Source organism: Amycolatopsis sp. lyj-346 (assembly GCF_046548975.1).
In the GTDB taxonomy this organism is placed as follows: Bacteria; Actinomycetota; Actinomycetes; order Mycobacteriales; family Pseudonocardiaceae; genus Amycolatopsis.
Map to the genome: position 1 here is coordinate 869,014 of NZ_JAJPWT010000001.1, position 15,241 is coordinate 884,254.

At 71.0% G+C, this 15,241-nt stretch carries 17 protein-coding genes; 8 read left to right on the forward strand and 9 right to left on the reverse strand.

Features of this window, described 5'->3' with window-relative positions:
- Positions 1 to 64: 64 nt before the first annotated feature.
- From ACLJQE_RS04315 to ACLJQE_RS04345, 7 genes are all read right to left on the reverse strand, one after another.
- Entirely contained in the window at positions 65 to 763 is a 699-nt protein-coding gene (locus ACLJQE_RS04315) for a hypothetical protein (RefSeq protein WP_410637614.1), read from the reverse strand.
- 101 nt (positions 764 to 864) lie between these two features.
- Positions 865 to 2,703, reverse strand: coding sequence for a dynamin family protein (locus ACLJQE_RS04320; protein WP_410637615.1), 1,839 nt, complete (start codon positions 2,701 to 2,703; stop codon positions 865 to 867).
- A complete protein-coding gene (locus ACLJQE_RS04325; RefSeq protein ID WP_410637617.1) occupies positions 2,700 to 3,107 on the reverse strand; it encodes a nucleotide exchange factor GrpE in 408 nt (135 codons plus the stop codon). The genes ACLJQE_RS04320 and ACLJQE_RS04325 overlap by 4 nt, the downstream gene beginning before the upstream one ends.
- A gap of 18 nt (positions 3,108 to 3,125) precedes the next feature.
- Positions 3,126 to 3,740 (reverse strand): TetR/AcrR family transcriptional regulator, encoded by a 615-nt coding sequence (locus tag ACLJQE_RS04330; protein ID WP_410637618.1) that lies wholly within the window; start codon positions 3,738 to 3,740, stop codon positions 3,126 to 3,128.
- Positions 3,737 to 4,216 (reverse strand): hypothetical protein, encoded by a 480-nt coding sequence (locus tag ACLJQE_RS04335; protein ID WP_410637619.1) that lies wholly within the window; start codon positions 4,214 to 4,216, stop codon positions 3,737 to 3,739. The genes ACLJQE_RS04330 and ACLJQE_RS04335 overlap by 4 nt, the downstream gene beginning before the upstream one ends.
- A 42-nt stretch (positions 4,217 to 4,258) precedes the next feature.
- Positions 4,259 to 4,906 carry a hypothetical protein gene (locus ACLJQE_RS04340; protein WP_410637620.1) on the reverse strand — a complete coding sequence of 216 codons (648 nt, stop codon included), beginning with the start codon at positions 4,904 to 4,906 and terminating at the stop codon, positions 4,259 to 4,261.
- Positions 4,907 to 4,965: 59 nt separating this feature from the next.
- Positions 4,966 to 6,480 carry a dynamin family protein gene (locus ACLJQE_RS04345; protein WP_410638313.1) on the reverse strand — a complete coding sequence of 505 codons (1,515 nt, stop codon included), beginning with the start codon at positions 6,478 to 6,480 and terminating at the stop codon, positions 4,966 to 4,968.
- A 219-nt stretch (positions 6,481 to 6,699) separates the two neighbouring features.
- Here ACLJQE_RS04345 and ACLJQE_RS04350 point away from each other — a divergent pair, with 219 nt between their 5' ends.
- Positions 6,700 to 7,854 (forward strand): sensor histidine kinase, encoded by a 1,155-nt coding sequence (locus ACLJQE_RS04350; RefSeq protein WP_410638314.1) that lies wholly within the window; start codon positions 6,700 to 6,702, stop codon positions 7,852 to 7,854.
- Entirely contained in the window at positions 7,851 to 8,507 is a 657-nt protein-coding gene (locus tag ACLJQE_RS04355) for a response regulator (protein ID WP_410637621.1), read from the forward strand. Before ACLJQE_RS04350 ends, ACLJQE_RS04355 begins: the two co-directional genes overlap by 4 nt.
- Positions 8,508 to 8,551: 44 nt before the next feature.
- Here the strand turns inward: ACLJQE_RS04355 and ACLJQE_RS04360 are convergent, their stop codons facing one another.
- Both ACLJQE_RS04360 and ACLJQE_RS04365 read right to left on the reverse strand, forming a co-directional pair.
- Positions 8,552 to 9,457: an SDR family NAD(P)-dependent oxidoreductase gene (locus ACLJQE_RS04360; protein WP_410638316.1), complete on the reverse strand. Its 906-nt coding sequence runs from the start codon at positions 9,455 to 9,457 to the stop codon at positions 8,552 to 8,554.
- A 2-nt stretch (positions 9,458 to 9,459) separates the two neighbouring features.
- Positions 9,460 to 10,047, reverse strand: a complete 588-nt coding sequence (locus ACLJQE_RS04365) for a TetR/AcrR family transcriptional regulator (RefSeq protein ID WP_410637623.1) — start codon at positions 10,045 to 10,047, stop codon at positions 9,460 to 9,462.
- A 197-nt stretch (positions 10,048 to 10,244) separates the two neighbouring features.
- Between ACLJQE_RS04365 and ACLJQE_RS04370 the strand changes: the two genes are divergently transcribed.
- The 6 genes from ACLJQE_RS04370 to trmB all read left to right on the forward strand — a co-directional run bounded on the left by ACLJQE_RS04370 (position 10,245) and on the right by trmB (position 15,211).
- Positions 10,245 to 11,183: an ABC transporter ATP-binding protein gene (locus tag ACLJQE_RS04370; protein WP_410637625.1), complete on the forward strand. Its 939-nt coding sequence runs from the start codon at positions 10,245 to 10,247 to the stop codon at positions 11,181 to 11,183.
- 17 nt (positions 11,184 to 11,200) lie between these two features.
- Positions 11,201 to 11,953: an ABC transporter permease gene (locus ACLJQE_RS04375; protein ID WP_410637626.1), complete on the forward strand. Its 753-nt coding sequence runs from the start codon at positions 11,201 to 11,203 to the stop codon at positions 11,951 to 11,953.
- A gap of 106 nt (positions 11,954 to 12,059) precedes the next feature.
- Positions 12,060 to 12,974 carry an ABC transporter ATP-binding protein gene (locus tag ACLJQE_RS04380; protein ID WP_410637627.1) on the forward strand — a complete coding sequence of 305 codons (915 nt, stop codon included), beginning with the start codon at positions 12,060 to 12,062 and terminating at the stop codon, positions 12,972 to 12,974.
- Positions 12,971 to 13,726, forward strand: a complete 756-nt coding sequence (locus ACLJQE_RS04385) for a hypothetical protein (protein ID WP_410637629.1) — start codon at positions 12,971 to 12,973, stop codon at positions 13,724 to 13,726. Before ACLJQE_RS04380 ends, ACLJQE_RS04385 begins: the two co-directional genes overlap by 4 nt.
- Before the next feature lie 157 nt (positions 13,727 to 13,883).
- Positions 13,884 to 14,453, forward strand: a complete 570-nt coding sequence (locus tag ACLJQE_RS04390) for a hypothetical protein (protein ID WP_410637630.1) — start codon at positions 13,884 to 13,886, stop codon at positions 14,451 to 14,453.
- 62 nt (positions 14,454 to 14,515) lie between these two features.
- The gene (gene trmB, locus ACLJQE_RS04395) at positions 14,516 to 15,211 is read left to right on the forward strand and encodes a tRNA (guanosine(46)-N7)-methyltransferase TrmB (RefSeq protein WP_410637631.1); all 696 of its coding nucleotides are present in this window, start codon (positions 14,516 to 14,518) and stop codon (positions 15,209 to 15,211) included.
- Positions 15,212 to 15,241: the final 30 nt, after the last annotated feature.

Here is a 15,241-nt window from a genome sequence, read left to right on the forward strand (position 1 = left end):
TTGACGACATGAAGAAAGCCCGAGGCAAGAGCCTCGGGCTTTCAAACTATGACCTGGGTCACCTTCAGTTCGGCGAAATCCACTGCCCGGTGCCGGAGTCGATGCGCGCGACGCCCTCGAGCGTCTGCGTGCCGGCCTCGCCCCACGCGGCGTCGGCGGCCGGGTCGCCGTCGGTCCCGGCGTTCATCAGTCCACTGGAGACTTCGGTCCACTGGCCGGGGCCGGAGTGCTCGAACGTCGTGGTCGTGCCGTCGGCCTCGGTCTGCACCGCGATGTCGGCTTCGCCGTCGCCGTCCTTGTCGGTGAAGGCGATAGTGCCGCCGCTCTTCGTCTCGACGATGGCGGTGTCGTTGTGGCCGTCGTGGTCGGTGTCGATGGTCGCGACCCCCGCGTCCACCTCGCCGTCCGGCAGGTCGGCGTGGATGTGGCCGCCGGAGCTGTCGTCCCGGCCGCCGGTGTCGGAGTCGTCCTGGCCGCCGCCGTCCTGGACCCACTGGCCGCTGGCCTCGTCGTAGACCGCCTGCTCGACGACCTTGCCGTTCTCGTCCAGCACCGCGTAGTGGTCGGCCTCGCCGTCGTGGTTCGTGTCGATGAAGGCCTGCGCCGAGCCGTCTTCGTGCTCGATGATCGCGGTGTCGTTCACCCCGTCTTCGTTCACGTCGTAGTTGACCTCGGCCTGGTACTCCTGGCCGTCGACGTGGACGGTCATCGCGTCCGCGCTGCTCGCGTCGGTGTCGCTGCCGCCGCTCTCGTCGACCCACATGGGACTTCCCCCTTCGAACCGGGTAACACGCTCCGACCTGCTGTCTGAGGGTATGACTCACCGTAGGCCCGTTCGGTTCCGCTCCACAACCGGACCGGCGCTCAGGCGGTTTTGTCCCGGAGCGCCCGGATGCGGGTCAGGAAGGCTTCGGCGCGCTCCCGGCCGTCGCTGACCTCCTTGAGCCGCTTCGACACGACGGCGATCTTCTTGGCCCGCTCCTGCGCGCCCATCTTGATCGTCTTGTCGACTTCCTTCAGCTCGGCCTCGATGGCGTCGATGCGACGGCCCAGTGCCTCGTCCAGCGCCATCGACAGCTGCTGCTCGGCCTCGATGAGCTGCTCGGCGACGAGCTGGTCGAGCGTCGAGCGGGCGTCCGCGATGGCCTCCACCAGCCACTGCTTCATGTGCTGCTTGTCGGCGGCGTGCTTGCGGGTGCGGGCCATCCACCAGCCGGCACCGAGGCCGATGATGATCGTCGCGGGCAGCACGACCGGGTTGAGGATCGCGACGCCGGCCAGCGGGAGCGCGACGATCTTGCCGGCGCCGACACCGCCGGAGATGCCCATGAAGACGAGCAGCTTGTCCTCGGCCGTCGGCGGCTTCTTGTCCGGCGGGCGCAGCACCACCGGCGGGCCGCCCGCCCGGGCGAACTGCGCGCGGATGACGTCGAGCTCTTCGGGCGAGAACAGCTCCGACAGCGAGACGTTGGTGACCTGGTTCAGGCGCTGCGAGAGCAGCATCGAGATCCGCTGCGACGTCGTCTGCAGTGCGATGTCGACCTGCTGGGGCAGCGCGGCGAGCTCTTCGCGCTTGGCCGCGTCGATCAGCTGGCGGAAGTGGGTCTGCGCGTCCCGCATCTGCCGGCTGCTCTCGTGCCCGACCTCGACGCGGGTGCGCTGCACCTCGCCGCGCAGCTTCAGCTGCCAGCCGCGGGTCGAGCTCCGGCGTTCGGCCTGCAGCTGGTCACGGCGTTCGCGCAGCTGCTCGGCCTCGGCCTCGCCCGCCGACAGCGCCCGGCTCTCGGCCTGCAGCTTCGCCTTGAGCTCGCCGAGCGCACTGGACAGCGCGCGCAGCGTGTTCGCCTCGCCGAGCATCGCCGAGCGGCCCACGAGCAGCTCCTGCAACGCCGTCTGGATCGCCGCGACCCCGGACTTCTCCCGCAGCATCGCGGCCATCTGCTCGTTGGGTGCCTTCGCCGCGGTCTCGAACATCCGCGCCGACACCGGGTGGAACACCGCTTCGGCGAAGCGGGGCGCGTGCTCGCGCAGCAGCTGCCGATCGGCCTCCATGATCTCGCGCCAGCCGCGGAACATGTCCACCTTGGTCAGCGCGAACACCACGGTCTCGACGCGCTCGCCGACGTCACGCAGGAACTGCAGCTCACTCGAGGTGAAGGGCGCCGAGGCGTCGACGACGAACAGCAGCGCGGTGGCGCCCGCGGCGGCTTCCTTGGCGAGCTGGCCGTGCATCGAGTCGAGCCCGCCGACGCCCGGCGTGTCGACCAGCGAAAGCCGTTCCAGCAGCGGCACCGGCCCGGTGACCTCGACGTACCGCGGCGGAATCTGGCCCGGCGGCAGCTCGTGGGCGGCGGAGACCCAGTTGATCAGCTGGCCGAGGTCGATCGGCACCGGGGCGAGCTGGCCGGGGTAGCAGGCCTGCGCGCCCCACGTGCCGGCGTGGTCGAAGACCAGGTAGGTCGCGGTGGCCACGTCGGCGTCCACAGGGGACAGCCCCGGCCGCGCCAGCAGCGCGTTGACCAGCGAGCTCTTGCCGCGGTTCGTCTCGCCGACGACCACGACGGCCGGCTTCTTCGGCCGGGCCTTCCGGATGTCGTCGACCCACTTGGCGGCGTCGGGATCGGCGTCGCGGACGACGGTCAGCAGCTGGTCTCGGGTCGCGGCGACCTGCGCGGGCAGGCTCGGCGCGGTCGGTGCGCTCACGGGCTCTTCTTCGCGTAGACGGTGACGATCGGGGGACGCAGCAGGCGGTCGTGGTCGGCGAAGCCGGTGACTTCGGTTTCCGCGACGATGCCGTCGAGCGCCGGGTCTTCGGTCGGGACCGCGCCGCCGGCTTCGTGCCGGGCCGGGTCGAACCGTTCGCCGTCGGGCCGCAAGGCCTGGACGCCGATCGCGGCGAGCCCTTCCTCCAGGCGTTCGACGACGCCGCCGCTGCGGGCGCGGTCCAGCGCGTACAGGCACATCTGGATCAGGGCCTGGCGGTCGGCGAGCGCGCGCTCCAGGTCCGCGACTCCTTCGGGGGCGGCGACCTGCTGCTGCAAGGGATGCACATCGGTGTCCGACGCGGCGGCACCGCGTTCGGTTCCGTCCTTGCGAAACCACGCCATGCCCACAGTGAACCTCATTCAGCCGCCGTCCGGCGGCGAAGCCGGGCGAAGGAACCGGATCAGGATCGTCCGGAGGATCGCCAGTTCGGCCGCCAGATCGAGGTCCGGGTCCAGGGTGACCCGCGAAATCATCGCGTCGATCAGGCCGACGAGCCAGCCGGCGGCCGCGCGCGGGGTGACGCCGGGGTCGATCAGCCCGGCGTCGGCGGCCCGCCGCACCAGCACGGTCAAGCCGTCGCGGAGGGCCACGTCGTTCCGCCGGATCAGCTCGGCGAAGTCGTCGTCGCGGGCGGCCTGCGCGGCGGCTTCCAGCACGAGCCGGGCGACCGCCGGGTGGGCGAGCTGGCCGGCCAGCTCGGTGACGACGTCGAGCAGCGCGGTCAGCGGATCGCCGGTCTTCGCCGCGGTTTCGAGGCGTTCGGCCGTCTCGACGGCGTCGTCGGTGAAGATCGCCGTGAACACCGCGCGCTTGCTGGGGAAGTAGTGGAAGAGACTGCCGGAGCTGATGCCCGCGGCCCGGCAGATGTCCGCCGTCGTCGTCCGCTCGAAGCCCTTCTCGGCGAAGCACCCGGCGGCGGCGTCGACGATCGCGCGGCGCTTGGCCGCGTGCTTGGCCGGGTCGACGGTCCTCATCGCTCGACCGGCGGCTCGTCTTGCCAGGGGTAGCCGTGCTCGGCGAAGGCGGGCGCCAGCTCGCGGCCGGAGAGGTCGGTCTTCTCGCGAGCGATCTCCCGGCCGTCCGTAGTGCGCAGGACCAGCTCCTTGCCGTCGAGGTAGACGGCCTCGAGGTCGGCCTCGATGCGCCGGGTCTTGTCGCCGCGGACCAGGGTGACCCGGGTCGGCGACACCGTGACGACGAGCCGCTCGTGCGCCCAGATCGCGGCGAACACCAGGCCGAGCAGGAGCCCACCGGCCACCGCGGCCAGCGTCGCCCACGGCTGCGGCAGCTTCGTGAGCACCTTGAACACGCCCTGGAACGGGAAGACGGGCAGGTCGCTCACCCAGGCGGCGCCGGCCCAGACCCCCACGCCGAGCGCGCCCCCGATGAGCGGGCAGCCGACCCAGGACCCGGTGCGCAGCCAAGACGGCTCGTCGACGGTCGTTTCCATACCCCATTATTAGACCGCGCGCTCGGTTTATGCAGCCGGGGGTCAGACGAGATCGTCGATCACTTCGCGGAGGACCGCTTCCAGGCCGGGACCGTTTTCGGCGAGGCGGGAGGAAACGAGCAGCTGGTCTTCGGCCGTGCGCAGCCAGATCGAGCCGGCCACCGAGATCTCGATGACGTTCAGGCGGAAGGGGTAGGCGCGGCGGCCCTGCTTCACCTCGGCCTCGCGCACCAGCTGGCCGAGCCGTTCGCCCGCCACGATCTGGCGGCGGTAGAAGCCGGGTGCCCACGGGGTGGTGCCCGGCGGCTCCTGCGTCCCGCGCAGGGCCGGACCGCGGGCGTTGGCGAAGTGGCGCGCCGCGGCCGGGGCGAAGAAGTCGACCGCCTGGCGCATCGCCGAGCCCGGGGCGAGCGCCGTCCGGCCGTACCGGGCGCGGGCACTGCGCGGGTCCGGGTCCTCGCGGCTGCGCAGGAAGGCCAGCAGATCGACCCACCAGTCGGCCCACTGCGCCTGCACGGCCGCCCGGTCGAGCCCGGCCGGAACGTGCACGGGGACCTGCGGCTCCACCGGCGGCAGCACCTGTCCCTCGGAAACGGACAGTGCCAGGGCGTCACGGATGTACAGCGCAACGTCGACCTCGGTCTCGCTGCTCCAGCCGGCTCGCCAGGATGTCGTGTTTTCTAGGCGCACGACTCAACAGTACGCGGAAGAAGGGGCTCACCAGGGGAAGTCGGCAAGCAGCAACAAACTCACCCTTCTCTGACCTGTTGCCAGATCAGGAAGTACGCCCGGTGGACGACGTGCGCGACGCGGCTCTGCGCCGGCGTCGCCCCGAAGGACGCGAAGGACCGCCACCAGCCCGCGCGCTCGAGCGCGTGCGCGGCCAGCTCCGGCCGCGGGGCGCCGGGCTTGCCGAGCTGGGCGCCGATGTCGGCGTTGCTGCCCACCCGCAGCACCTCTTCGGACAGGTCCTCCGGCATGTCGACCGCGCCGGAGGCGACCAGCGTCAGCGCTTCGAGCAGCCGCAACTGGTGGGCCTCGGGCTTGGCGAGCAGCACCTCGATCGCGTCGTGGACGCGCTGGCGCTCGGCCGGATCGGCCGACGCGTGCGCGAGCGCGGTCACCGAGGCCAGTGCCGCGGCCGCCTTGATGCCGTCGGCGCGGGCGGCGAACACCACCGCCAGCCGCTGCCGGACCGCCTCCAGGCCGGACGCGTCGAGCAGCGCCCGCCGCAACGCGCCCGCGGTGAGCTCCGGCTCCTTGCGGATGGCCTCGACGGCGTGCGAGATGCCGAACAGGTCGAGCTTCTCCAGCAGCCGCAGCCGGGTGCCGGCCGGGACGTCGCACTCCCAGCTCGTGAAGATGTCGGCCGAGATCAACATGGTCTGCAGGACGTCGTCGTCGAGGTCGGCGAGCTGCCGCAGGGCCTCGGCGTCGGCCGAGGTGAACCCGCCGGACTCGGCGGATTCGGCGATCAGCCCGATCACCGGCAGCACGTCGGCGACACGCGGCTTCAGCGTCGACGCCTGCTTCTCGGCGAGCAGCGTCGCGGCCTTCCAGACGTCGCCGCCCGCTCCTTCGACCGACTCGGGCGCGATGGTGTCGGCCTTGTTGAGCACGGCGATCGCGTTGACCGGGCCCGCCTCGCGGCTCGCGGTGGCCGCGGTGAAGGCGGCGAGGGCCTGCTGGTCGTCCGCGCGGACACCCTGGGTGACGACGTACAGGACGGCTTCCGCGCCGGCGACGGCGTTGCGCGAGGTGTCGTCGAGCTCGTCCGAGCCCTCGTCGTCCTCTTCCTTGCGGTGCTTAGCCGCACCCAGCAGCTGCTCGGTGCGGGACACCGATGCGGCGTCCAGCGAACCGAGGCCCGGGGTGTCGATCACCGTCATGCCCTGGAGGACGGCGTTGGTCAGGTACGCCTCGATGTGCGACACCTGCTCGATGTCGACGCCCAGCTCGGCGGGGATCATGCCGTCGGAGGCGAACGGGAGCACCTGCTTGCGGCCGTCGGTGAAGACGATTTCGACACGGTCCACCGTGCCGTACTGGAACCGGGTCACCAGCCGGGTGCACTCGCCGATGTCGGTGGGCGCGACCCGGCGCCCGATCAGCGCGTTGACCAGTGTCGACTTGCCCGACTTGATCCGGCCGGCGACGGCCACCTGCAGCGGCGCCCCGAGCCGGCGCAGCACCTCGGCGAACCCGGCGGCGGTGCGCGCGGAGACCTGCGGCTGCAGGCGGTGGCACAGGTTGGCCACGGACATCGACAGCGGACCCGCGAGCCGGCCCTGCTCCGGTGACGTCACGGCCCCCAGCCCTCCCCCGTCTCACGGACAACCCCTGTACGACAACCCCTGAATCGTGCCATGCGCCTCATCCCCAGGTCGCACCGAAGGTGGTACCGCCGACCGACGCGCCGTCTCCGCGGCGCGACCTAGTGTTGTGTGGTGCGACGGCTGAGCCTCTGGATGCGTGCCCACCCCATGGCGGGCGACTCGGTGCTCGCCGTCCTGCTCGGCCTGTTCGACCTGATGTTGTTCGCCGCCGGCGGCTTGGACGAGGTCGTCGGCCTGCCGCCCTGGTACGTCGCCGTGCCGGTCAACATCGCGATGGTGCTGCCGCTGGTGTTCCGGCGGCGGTCGCCGCTGTGGTCGGCCTACACCGTGCTGGTGATCAGCATCGTGCACGCGACGCTGCAGCTCGGCATCGCGAGCGTTGCCGGCCTCGCGATGAGCATCTACTCGGTCGTCGTCTACGCGGGGCGGCGGCAGGGGCTGGTGTTCGTCGGCGCGGTCGTGGCCGCGTCGGCCGTGCAGCTGGCGCTGGACCAGACGGAGCTCGTCATCTCCGTGCTGTTCCTCGCGTTCGGCATCGCCCTGTGCTGGACCCTCGGCGAGTTCGTCGGGGCCCGGCGCGCCTACGACGTGGAAGTGGAGGCCAGGTTGCACCTGCTCGAGACCGAACGGGACCAGGCCACCCGGATCGCGGTGGCCGAGGAGCGCGGGCGCATCGCGCGCGAGCTGCACGACGTCGTCGCGCACGCGGTGAGCGTCATGGTCGTGCAGGCCGACGGCGCGTCGTACGCGATCCAGAGCAACCCCGAGCTCGCGCAACGGGCCCTGCAAACGATTTCCGAGACCGGCCGCGGCGCGCTCGGCGAGCTGCGGCGCCTGCTGGACGTGCTCCGCAGCGACGACGCGGACGGTGAGCCCCGGGTACCGCAGCCGGACGCGCACGCCGTCGCCGAGCTGGCCGACCGGATGCGCACCGCCGGCGTGCCGGTCGAGCTGGAGCTCGGCGAGCTCGGCGACCTGCCGGCCGGCGTCTCGCTGGGCATCTACCGGATCGTGCAGGAATCGCTGACCAACACGCTCAAGCACGCCGGGCGCGGCGCGACCGCTTCGGTGCGGGTCCACCGCACCGGCGACCTGGTGGAGGTGCTCGTGTCCGACGACGGCGCCGGCCGCGTCCCGCAGCTGGTCCCGGCCCGACGGCGCGACCCCCGGCTGCCGGGCGGGAACGGCCTGATCGGCATGCGCGAGCGCGCGCACGTGTACGGCGGGACGTTGGACGTGGGCCCGGCCCCGGGCGGAGGGTGGCAGGTCCGCGCGGCCCTGCCGGTTAGGTTGGACAAGTGATCCGGGTGGTGGTCGTCGACGACCAGGAACTGATGCGCGTCGGGTTCCGGATGGTGCTGGGCGCGCAGGCCGACATCGACGTCGTCGGCGAGGCCGGCGACGGCGCGCAGGCCATCGAGCTGGCCGCCGAACTGCGTCCCGACGTCGTGCTGATGGACATCCGGATGCCGGTCCTCGACGGCGTCGAGGCAACGAAGCGGATCGTCGCCGACGGCACCGCCCGCGTGCTGGTGATGACGACGTTCGACCTCGACGAGTACGTCTACGCGGCGCTGCAGGGCGGCGCGAGCGGGTTCCTGCTCAAGGACACCCAGCCCGACCACCTGGTGTCGGCACTGCGCGCGGTCGCATCGGGCGACGCGGTGGTGTCGCCGTCGGTGACCCGCCGGCTCCTGGACCGCTTCGTCGGCACCGGCAGCTCGCCGATGCGGGACACCGCCGAGCTCGACGTGCTCACCGACCGCGAACGCGAGGTGCTCGTGCTGATCGCCAAGGGCATGTCGAACCTGGAGATCGCCGACGCACTGTTCCTCTCCGAAGCGACCGTAAAGACCCACGTCGGTCGGATCCTGGCGAAGCTGGAGCTGCGGGACCGGGTGCAGGCCGTGGTGCTGGCCTACGAAACCGGCCTCGCCCGCCCCGGCCTCGCCTAACGCGCTCAAGCGGCACTTTCACGTGAAAGTGCCGCCCTTGGGGGTTAGCGGAAGGTGGTGGGTGGGGTGGTTGCCGGGTCCTTGCCTGCGTGGCGGACTTCGGTTAGCCAGCGGCCGAAGTCCGGGCGGTCGCCGTCGATGTCGGTGTAGCCGTACTCCTTCATCAGGGTCCAGGACGCCAGGGTCTGGCCGGCGAAGCGGGAGACCTCGGGGTCTTGGGCCAAGGCCGCGACGCCGCGGGCCAGCAGGTACGGGGTCTCGGAGATCTTGAAGTCGGCCGGGGCGAGCTTGCCGACCGCGTCGCGCCAGTTTTCCTCGGTGACCTCGAAGTGGTCGAGCATCGATTCCGAACGCAGGAAGCCCGGGGTGACGGCGAGGCCGACGCAGCCGTCCTTCTTCAGCTCCACGCCCAGCGCCCGGCCGAGCGCGCGGATGCCGCACTTGGCCAGGTAGTAGGGGAGGCCGGCGCCGACGTAGTCGTCGTTGTCGCCGTCGGTCACCTCGAGGACCAGGCCGCGGCGGGCAACCACCAGCGGCAGGAGCTTGTGCAGGGCGATGAGGTGCGTGTCGAGCGCGTTGTGCGTCAGGGTGAGCGCGTCCTCCAGTGGCGTCTCCCAGAACGGCGCGTCGAAGTGGAAGTACATGTCGCCGCCCCAGACGTCGTCGACCAGGATGTCGATTCCGGCTGCTTCGGACTCGATGCGCGCCTTCAGTGCGTCCACATCGGACACCGAGGTGAAGTCGCAGCGGACGACGACCGCGCGGCCACCCGCCGCCTCGACCAGTTCGCCCGTCTCTTCGATCGTCTCCGGGCGCTTCATCGGCGACGCCGTTTCGCGCGTCGTGCGGCCGGTGACGTACACCGTCGCGCCCGCGCGGCCCAGCTCCACCGCGATCGCCCGTCCGCAGCCACGGGTCGCCCCGGTGACCACCGCTACCTTCCCCTGCAAACTCACGTGTTCTCCCGTCCCCGCCACGCGGTCAGCACCGCGTCGACGTCCTCCGCCAGCCGGTCGGCCAGCCGCCCGTGCGGCCGGATCGACCAGTCGATCGACACTCCGTTGATCACCCCGAGCACCGCGCGGGCCGCCCGCGGCACGCTCGGCGCGTGCGGCAGCGATCCAGCCGCCGCCCGCACGAGCCGCCGCAGTTCTTCCTCGACCGCCGTGAAGTGCTCGCCCAGCAGCGACCGCAGCACCGGGTCGCCGATGTCCACGCCGAGCTGGCCCAGGTGGTTCGCCGCCTCTTCGGCGTCACCGAGCACCGCGTAGACCGACACCGCCGCGGCGCGCAGGCCGCCGACCGGATCGTCCGCCCGCTCCGCGCACTCGCGCATCTGCTCGACCGCCCGCCGCGTGGCCCGGCGGCTCATCGCCTGCAGCAGGCCACTCTTGGAGCCGAACCGCTGCGCGACCGTGCCGACCGAGACACCGGCTTCCGCCGCCACCTGCGCCAGCGTGAAACCGGGGCCGCAGCGGCCGATCACCGCCTCCGCCGCACCCAGCAGCCGTTCGTCGGTGATGCTCCTCGGCCGGGCCACGCAGTTATTGAACCACAGTTCATTAATGCCGTCGAATCAGGGTCGTCTCAGGGTCATCACGGATCGCGCATCGGCCGAAGAGCCAGCAAGGTACTACTCAGGTAGGGGGAGCGGCTCGGCCTTGAGGGTGACGCGCAAACCACCCCCGACCCGCGACGATGAACGCGTCGTAAGCGAGGGGCGGAAGAGGAGCAGTCATGATCGAGGCAACGGGCCTCACCAAACGGTACGGAAAAACGCTGGCGGTGAACAACCTGTCGTTCTCCGTGGCCGCGGGCCAGGTCACCGGCTTCCTCGGTCCGAACGGGGCGGGCAAGTCCACCACCATGCGGATGATCCTGGGCCTGGACAACCCGACGGGCGGCCAGGTCACCATCGGGGGCAAGAAGTACCACGACCTCAAGGAGCCGCTGCGCACCGTCGGCGCCCTGCTCGACGCGAAGTGGGTGCACCCGAACCGCTCGGCGCGCGCCCACCTGCTGTGGATGGCGAAGTCCAACCGCATCCCGGCCGCCCGCGTCGACGAGGTGCTCGAGACGGTCGGCCTGACCAGCGTCGCGAACAAGCGCGCCGGCGGGTTCTCGCTCGGCATGTCGCAGCGCCTCGGCATCGCGGCCGCCCTGCTCGGCGACCCCGAGGTGCTGCTGTTCGACGAGCCGGTGAACGGCCTCGACCCGGAGGGCATCCTCTGGATCCGGAAGTTCATGCACCGGCTGGCCGAGGAAGGCCGCACGGTTTTCGTGTCGAGCCACCTGCTTTCGGAGATGGCGCTGACCGCGAGCAACCTCGTGGTGATCGGCCGGGGGCAGCTGATTTCGCAGTCGTCCACCGAAGAATTCGTCGCCCGCGCCGCCGAAAACACGGTGAAGGTGCGGTCTCCGCAGTTGGCCGAACTCCGCGACGCCTTGCAGCGCGCCAGCGCGGGGGTCGTCGACGAGGCGAACGCGCTCGTGGTGTCCGGGATGGACAGCGACAAGATCGGCGAGATCGCCGCCGCCAACCGGATCGTGCTGCACGAGCTGAGCCCGCAGACCGGTTCGCTCGAGCAGGCCTTCATGCAGATCACCGGCGACTCGGTCGAGTACCACACCGGCCTCGACGCCGAGGCGCAGCACGTGCTCGAGTCCGCCAAGTAACCGGGGAAACCAAGATCATGAACCTGCTCGCGGTCGAACGCATCAAACTGTTCAGCACCCGCTCACCGTGGTGGTGCGCACTCATCACCCTGACGCTGGCCGTCGGCTTCGCCGCCATCATCGCCGGCGCGTCGCCCGCCGACGAACCGCTCTCGGTGGCCGCCACCCAGTTCGGCGGCTCCCAGTTCGGCATCGCCGTGGTCATGGTGCTCGCCGCGCTCTCGGTGACCACCGAATACCGCTTCAACACCATCCGCACGACGTTCCAAGCGGTGCCGCACCGCTCGCCGGCGCTGATCGCCAAGGCGGCCGTCGTCGCGCTGGTCGCGCTGGTCATCGGCGAGATCGCCGCGTTCGGCGCCTGGGGTCTCGGCCTGCTCATGCGGCCGAACGACAACCTGGGCCTGCACACCACGCAGGACTGGCTGAACGTCGCGGGGCTCGGGCCGGTGTTCGCGGTCAGCGCCGTGCTCGCGGTGGCGCTCGGCGTCCTCATCCGGCACAGCGCCGGGGCGATCGCCCTGCTGCTCATCTATTACTTGGCCGTCGAAGAACTGGTGCAGCTGATCCCGAAGGTCGGGCAGAACATCCACGAGTGGCTGCCGTTCAACGTGGCGAACAAGTTCCTGCGCGGCTCGGCCGTCGGGGGCGACGGCCCGGCGCCGTCGGACTCGCCGCTGAGCCCCGGCTGGGCGCTGGCGTACTTCGCCGGCATCGCGGTCGTGTTCCTGCTCGTCGCGCTCGGGGTCGCGAAGAAGCGGGACGCCTGAGGGGAAACAGGGGAAATAGGGGAAACCGGGAATCCGGGTCGCGCTGTCGGGGGGCGACCCGGATTCCCGTTTCGCAGTAGGCTCCCCTGGACGGACGGGGGAGCCCATGATCGAAGCCACAGCACTGACCAAGCGGTACGGCGCCACCACCGCGGTCAACGAACTCACGTTCACCGCGCGGTCGGGGCGCGTCACCGGCTTCCTCGGCCCGAACGGCGCCGGCAAGTCGACGACGATGCGGCTGATCCTCGGCCTCGACAGCCCGGACGCGGGCCGGGTGCTCGTCGACGGCGTCCCGTACCGGCAGCTGAAAGATCCACTGAGGACGGTCGGCGCGATGCTGGACGCCACCTGGCGCCACCCGGGCCGCAGCGGGCGCGACCACCTGCGCTGGCTGGCCGCGACCAACGGCATCCCGGACAAGCGGGTCGAAGAGGTGCTGACGCTGGTCGGGCTGACGAGCGTCGGCAAGACGCGCGTCCTGCAGTACTCGCTCGGCATGCAGCAGCGGCTGGGGATCGCCGCCGCCATGCTCGGCGACCCGCGCGTGCTGCTGTTCGACGAGCCGGTCAACGGCCTCGACCCCGAGGGCATGGCGTGGATCCGGAAGCTGCTGCACTCGCTGGCCGCCGAAGGCCGGACCGTGTTCGTGTCCAGCCACCTGCTGCCCGAGATGGCGCAGACCGCGCAGGACCTCGTGGTGATCGGCCGCGGCCGGCTGATCTACCAGGGCACCATGGACGACTTCATCGCGCAGACGAGTGAACACGGCGTGCGCGTCCGCACCCCGCACGCGGAGCAGCTGCGGGCGGCGCTCGCCGGGCAGGCCGAGTTCACCGAAGCCGACGGCGCCTTCCTGGTGTCCGGGTTGGACAGTGACCGGATCGGGCAGCTCGCCTTCGACGCCGGCGCGACGCTGCACGAGCTGAGCCCGCTCACCGGCTCGCTCGAGCAGGCCTATCTCGACCTCACCCGCGACGCCGTCGAGTTCGCGGTGCCGTCTTCGGAGGCCTCACGATGATCGCCAACCTCCTCCGCGCCGAACGCATCAAGCTCGTCAGCACCCGGGCGCCGTGGTGGTGCCTGGCCATCGCGATCGTCGCGCCGCTCGCGTTCACCGCGCTGTTCTTCGCGCTGGCCGGCCCGGAGATCCCGCCGACCGTCGGCAACACCCAGCTCGCGAGCGGCAACGGCCGGACCGTGCTGCTCGTCCTCGCGGTGCTCGCCACCGCGTCGGAGTTCAACTGGGGCACCATGCGGCTGACGTTCCAGGCGGTGCCGAGCCGGGTCCCCGCGCTGCTGGCCAAGGTCGTGGTCCTCGGCGCGCTGGGCACGGTGCTCGGGCTGGCCATCGGCTTCGGCTCCTGGGGACTGGCGTCGCTGGTGCAGCCGGACGCCGACCTCGCGCTGCATTCGGCCGCCGCGTGGCGCTCGGTGCTCGGCCAGAGCCTGGTCTTCCTGTTCACCGCGGTGGCCGGGGTCGGCGTCGCGCTCCTGCTGCGCAGCGTCGCCTTCGCGCTGACGGTGGTCCTCGTGTGGACACAGGTGCTGGAAGGCGTCCTCGTCTTCATCCCGGGCATCGGCAGGCAGCTCTACCTGTGGATGCCGTTCCACGCCGCCGACGAGTTCCTCGGGGCGGGCGGGTTCGCCGCAGGACCACTGGGCCTGCCGCCCGCGCCGCTGGGACCGTGGGGCTACCTCGGTTACTTCGCGGCGATCACCGTTGCCCTGTTCGTGGCCGGCGTCCTCGTCACGGCACGGCGCGACGCCTGAGCGTGACCGCCGTCTCAATACCGCACAGAACCTTGTTAACAAAAGGTGAAACAACTGTGGCTTCTCTCACAGGCACCGGACATACTGCTACGACCAGGCAAGATTCATAAGTGAAGCACCGGACCCGTCTGAGCTCCCCTGGAGGTGAATCTTGACGGTGGACACCGGGCAAGAATTGGGCGGCACGATTCCCCGGGCCCGCGCCGAAGACGACGCTCCCCGGCTCGAACCCATGCTGCACCTCGAATGGTCGCGGGCGATCGAACTCCCGCAGGCCGCCATGACGGCGGCAACGCCGGCCGAACTCCGCCGCGCGTGGGTGCACCGCGCGCCCGAAGACAACGTCCTGGCCCTGTTCCGCGCTTCGAGCGGGATGGCGGGCCCGGTCCCGGCGCCGTGGTGGCTGCGCGCGATGGCGGACGGCAAGCTCGATTCGCGGGAACAGGGTTTCCGCGTCGAGGACCGGATCGCGCAACTGCTCGGCAGGCGCCCGGGGTGGGAATTCGTCCCGTGGGCCGCGGACGGCGAATCCGGCTACTGGGAGTTCATGCCGTCCGAACGCGGGAAATCGGGGCACGCGATTCCCACGACGGTGATGAACACCGACCGGCACGCCGGCTGGATCGACGTCCTGCCCGCGCACACCGGGCGGACACCGGACCCGATCCCGGTCGCCGGGCTGGCCGGGTTGCGATCTCGTCTCGGGGTGTTCGAAGCAGTTCGTTGATCCATCCATGCCCCCGCCACCACCCTCAACGGAGGCGCTGCGAGCCCAGCTACATTCCACCCGTGGAAAACGAGGACCAACCCCGGCTACGCAGTGTCGTCAGCTTCGTGAAGCGCGGCGGCCGGATGACCGTCGGGCAGCAGCGCGCTTGGGACGAGCTGTGGCCTGATCTGGGCCGCACGGTGAGCGAGCTGCCCGCCGGTCCGCTGGACTTCACGGAGTGGTTCGGCCGCGAGGCGCCGGTGATGCTGGAGATCGGCTCCGGCATGGGCGAGACGACGTCGCAGCTGGCCGCCGCGGCGCCGGAGCTGAACTACGTCGCGGCCGAGGTCTACGACCCGGGCCTCGGCCAGCTGATGCTGCGCGCCGAAAAGCTCGGCGTCGAGAACCTGCGGCTGCTGCACGGCGACGCCGTCGTGCTGCTGACCAAGCACGTCGAGCCGAACTCGCTGCACGGGGTACGGCTGTTCTTCCCCGACCCGTGGCCGAAGAAGAAGCACCACAAGCGGCGGATCGTGTCGCCGTCGTTCGCCGCGCTCGTCGCGTCACGGCTCGCGCCCGGCGGCACCTTCCACATGGCGACCGACTGGGAGAACTACGCCGAGCAGATGCTCGAGGTCTGCTCCGCCGAACCCGCACTGCGCAACCGCTACGACGGCTGGGCCCCCCGGCCGGAGTGGCGCCCGGTGACCAAGTTCGAGCAGCGCGCGGACGTCGAAGGCCGCGTCTCCCACGACCTCGTCTTCGAGAAGCAATAGGGGCACTTCCACGTGGAAGTGCCCCTCCCT

Bases quoted from the DNA above. Each gene is read 5' to 3' on its own strand.
- ACLJQE_RS04350 (WP_410638314.1), top strand. From the start codon at position 6,700: ATGGCGGGCGACTCGGTGCTCGCCGTCCTGCTCGGCCTGTTCGACCTG.
- ACLJQE_RS04335 (WP_410637619.1), bottom strand. From the start codon at position 4,216: ATGGAAACGACCGTCGACGAGCCGTCTTGGCTGCGCACCGGGTCCTGG.
- ACLJQE_RS04375 (WP_410637626.1), top strand. From the start codon at position 11,201: ATGAACCTGCTCGCGGTCGAACGCATCAAACTGTTCAGCACCCGCTCA.
- ACLJQE_RS04315 (WP_410637614.1), bottom strand. From the start codon at position 763: ATGTGGGTCGACGAGAGCGGCGGCAGCGACACCGACGCGAGCAGCGCG.
- ACLJQE_RS04345 (WP_410638313.1), bottom strand. From the start codon at position 6,480: ATGTCCGTGGCCAACCTGTGCCACCGCCTGCAGCCGCAGGTCTCCGCG.
- ACLJQE_RS04385 (WP_410637629.1), top strand. From the start codon at position 12,971: ATGATCGCCAACCTCCTCCGCGCCGAACGCATCAAGCTCGTCAGCACC.
- ACLJQE_RS04325 (WP_410637617.1), bottom strand. From the start codon at position 3,107: ATGGCGTGGTTTCGCAAGGACGGAACCGAACGCGGTGCCGCCGCGTCG.
- ACLJQE_RS04370 (WP_410637625.1), top strand. From the start codon at position 10,245: ATGATCGAGGCAACGGGCCTCACCAAACGGTACGGAAAAACGCTGGCG.
- ACLJQE_RS04380 (WP_410637627.1), top strand. From the start codon at position 12,060: ATGATCGAAGCCACAGCACTGACCAAGCGGTACGGCGCCACCACCGCG.
- ACLJQE_RS04330 (WP_410637618.1), bottom strand. From the start codon at position 3,740: ATGAGGACCGTCGACCCGGCCAAGCACGCGGCCAAGCGCCGCGCGATC.